Below are 2708 nucleotides of genomic sequence, written 5' to 3' on the forward strand. Positions count from 1 at the left end.
ACCTTCAATGAAGACGCTTGCCGCGTCCGTACTGGCCATGCTCCACAAAATCTATCATTGCTGCGTCGAATTGCACTTAACGCTTTAAATTTGGAACAATCACTCAAGCGAAGTAACCGTCAAAAATTAAACAGAGCTGCTATGGATAACAACTATATGTTGACCATTTTAACTGCTTGCTTATCTCATCATCATGATGCTGAAAAGCCTTGTTGTCAATAGCCTTTGAAATGCGCTTACCCTGTCAGAGATTGCCCTTGCTGCCATTTGATAATTTCTGTATCATCATCGTTAGCAAGTTCAAACTCAATTTCTTCGATTGCAGTGAAAGCCATAGCTACACACGCTCTTTCTGCTGGATGTGTAGCTGATTGCATTCGATATGATTCGGGAACTACATAGCCTTGAATTGCATAGAACTTACGGGCTAACTTTTCAATCAGTGCGTCTTTCTGGAAGTATCCAAGTTCCATATCCTTTCCCCTCAAGGTAGAATTTGCCTTTGTTGTAAAAGTTTTAATTTTTGATAACTCGGCGATCGCTCTGCTTGACCAACGTCTAATACCCAATGACCGATGACTAATGACTAATGACTAATGCCCAATGTCCATCAAGCCGTTACTAAAGATTTTCTAGCGAAAGCACCTGCCTGCCTTAGCGCTGCACTAGGACTGGGATGAGCGAAGAACTCTTCTATAGCTTTGGTCAACCCAACCGCAACAGTCGGCTCGTGACAAGCGTAGACGTAGATGGGCTGTTGCACACCATTAACCAATCGCGTTTCTTGGCGATCGCCTAAGTGTGGGTAAAACGTGCGAACCCATGTACCCAAGTGTCCCCGGTAGTGAGCGCCGCTCAGGGGGACTTTTTTTCCAAGTTCGCTCTCTGCAAAGTTGACTACGCCGAGCCAGCGTTCCTCTGAAGGGGTGAGCAATTTTCTGTTGTGTTCTGCCAGAAGGTTCCCGGCATAGTCTTTGAATTGCTGTTCCATGTACGGGTTGAGTCTGCCACCAGTTAACTCAGCTAAAGTTTTCATGGCCAGGACAAGAGTATGCAATCGTTGTTCAACTGGAGGGAGGGCTGGTGTAGTGGGTTGTTCTTGTGGTTGAGTAGCAAGTTTTGTCCAGCCCATAATGTCTTGCATCCAGGCACGAACACCGATACTTTCAAAAGCTTCACAGGCTAATCTTGCTTGTTCGCTGCATCTTTTCCCCGCTTCGTAGCCGTAATAGTGAAGTATTGCGGCAACAGCTATATCAGGGATACCGGACTGCGACCATCCTAAAATCTCTACGGCTTCAAACCCTTTACGGATAAGCTTTCCAACCAGTTTAGACCCAGAATTGTCTACAGCAGTTTTGAGACTTCTGACTAATCCAGTAGCATCGATATTGGCGAGTCTTGCTGTAGCTCGAATACTAGCTTTACCGCGTCCTGAAGCATCAATAGTGATTTCTTGCTTTATCTGGTCGATAATTTGAGCTACTTCGATTTGTGACATAACTTTAGTTGGGGGATAAATTTTCGTTGTTGATTAGAGAGAGTTAGACATTCACGCGCACCAAACTTTTTTCACCAACCAGTGAGAAACGATTCGATATAGCCTGTGATTGAGTTAAGGTTGGCGACACCAATTCAACAAGGTAAAACCAAGAATTATTCACCAGCCCAATCCCTAAAATCAGCCGTTGCTTTATTCCCTTATCGTGAGAACAAAGCATTACTCTTTCACCCAGAACGAAGGCAGGTTTTTGCACCTTGATGGCTTCTAATTCTCCAGTCCCGATGATTTGGTTTTGTGTAGTGTGGAGTATTTCATTACGGCAGTCAATTGAATAAATCCAGGATTCATGCTTCCATTGCATACCGCAACAATAGCCGAATGTTCTCGTGGTTCTTAAGTAAACTCTCTCCAGTAAATTCACCTCAACGGGTGGAATTGTTCCACGCCAAGGTGGGGAAAGATACCAACTTGTTTGAAGTGCATTAATATGGTCAATCATGCTTTTCTTCCCTGGAATTAATAACCTAAAAATCTTCGGCAATGTTTGGAGAATAACGCCCAAAAAATACCTAAAAGTGAGCAGCAATTTTCACTGCTGCCCACATGAGGTTTTACACTGTGACTAATTCTTGAAGAAGAGATCGCACTTCATGGTTGAAAAGCTGCTGTAATTCATTAGAACTCAGTTGCTCTAAGGGTCGGTGTTGCAAGTATTTGTGAACTGGTTCAGCCAGGGATGTATCCACCATCGACAGCGATAGCACAGCATCAAGCACCGAGTTAGAATACTGCTGCTGGACTGAATAACGCCTCTTCACCCACCAGTTCCCGTCAGTGCATCCGACTTGCCCCAGTTTCACGCCGTTGTTGTTGTAAATGCCATCATCGAGAATTTCAAACCCATAATTTTGGCACTCGTTGAAGATATGCGCCATGATTTGGTTTTCGGTCGAAGAGGAAAGCATGGGGGCAGAGGGGCAGAGGGGCAGAGGAGAAAGTTGTTGTAAGTTTTTCCCCTCTGTACCCCTGCTCCCCTGCACCTCTGCTTCTTCTTGCACAGGTAATGAGCCATCTTTGTAGTGAGTGGTGCGATTCGTTGATTAGTGAATCACGGTAATCAATCCGTAAATAACTAATCCAGCCCGACAGCAGATTACTGTCATTAAGGCTGAACTCTCGGTCAGATGCAAGTGAAAGCCTTGCC

Annotated in this window: 4 protein-coding genes and 1 pseudogene; 1 reads left to right on the forward strand and 4 read right to left on the reverse strand. The window is 44.7% G+C overall.

Features of this window, described 5'->3' with window-relative positions; all coding sequences use genetic code 11:
* A pseudogene (locus H6G96_RS40535) lies at window positions 1–222 on the forward strand (ISAs1 family transposase); the annotation flags it as partial.
* A gap of 14 nt (window positions 223–236) precedes the next feature.
* Here H6G96_RS40535 and H6G96_RS40540 read toward each other — a convergent pair.
* The 4 genes from H6G96_RS40540 to H6G96_RS40555 all read right to left on the reverse strand — a co-directional run bounded on the left by H6G96_RS40540 (window position 237) and on the right by H6G96_RS40555 (window position 2562).
* On the reverse strand, window positions 237–569 hold the full coding sequence (locus tag H6G96_RS40540; protein ID WP_190920288.1) for a hypothetical protein: 333 nt from the start codon (window positions 567–569) through the stop codon (window positions 237–239).
* A 41-nt stretch (window positions 570–610) separates the two neighbouring features.
* Complete coding sequence (locus H6G96_RS40545) at window positions 611–1501, reverse strand: hypothetical protein (protein WP_190920290.1); 891 nt, start codon at window positions 1499–1501, stop codon at window positions 611–613.
* Window positions 1502–1544: 43 nt separating this feature from the next.
* Window positions 1545–2003, reverse strand: coding sequence for a DUF1392 domain-containing protein (locus tag H6G96_RS40550; protein WP_190920293.1), 459 nt, complete (start codon window positions 2001–2003; stop codon window positions 1545–1547).
* A 112-nt stretch (window positions 2004–2115) separates the two neighbouring features.
* The gene (locus tag H6G96_RS40555) at window positions 2116–2562 is read right to left on the reverse strand and encodes a hypothetical protein (RefSeq protein ID WP_242063670.1); all 447 of its coding nucleotides are present in this window, start codon (window positions 2560–2562) and stop codon (window positions 2116–2118) included.
* Between the last annotated feature and the right edge of the window lie 146 nt (window positions 2563–2708).

The sequence above is a fragment of the Nostoc sp. FACHB-892 genome, assembly GCF_014698795.1.
GTDB lineage: Bacteria > Cyanobacteriota > Cyanobacteriia > Cyanobacteriales > Nostocaceae > Nostoc.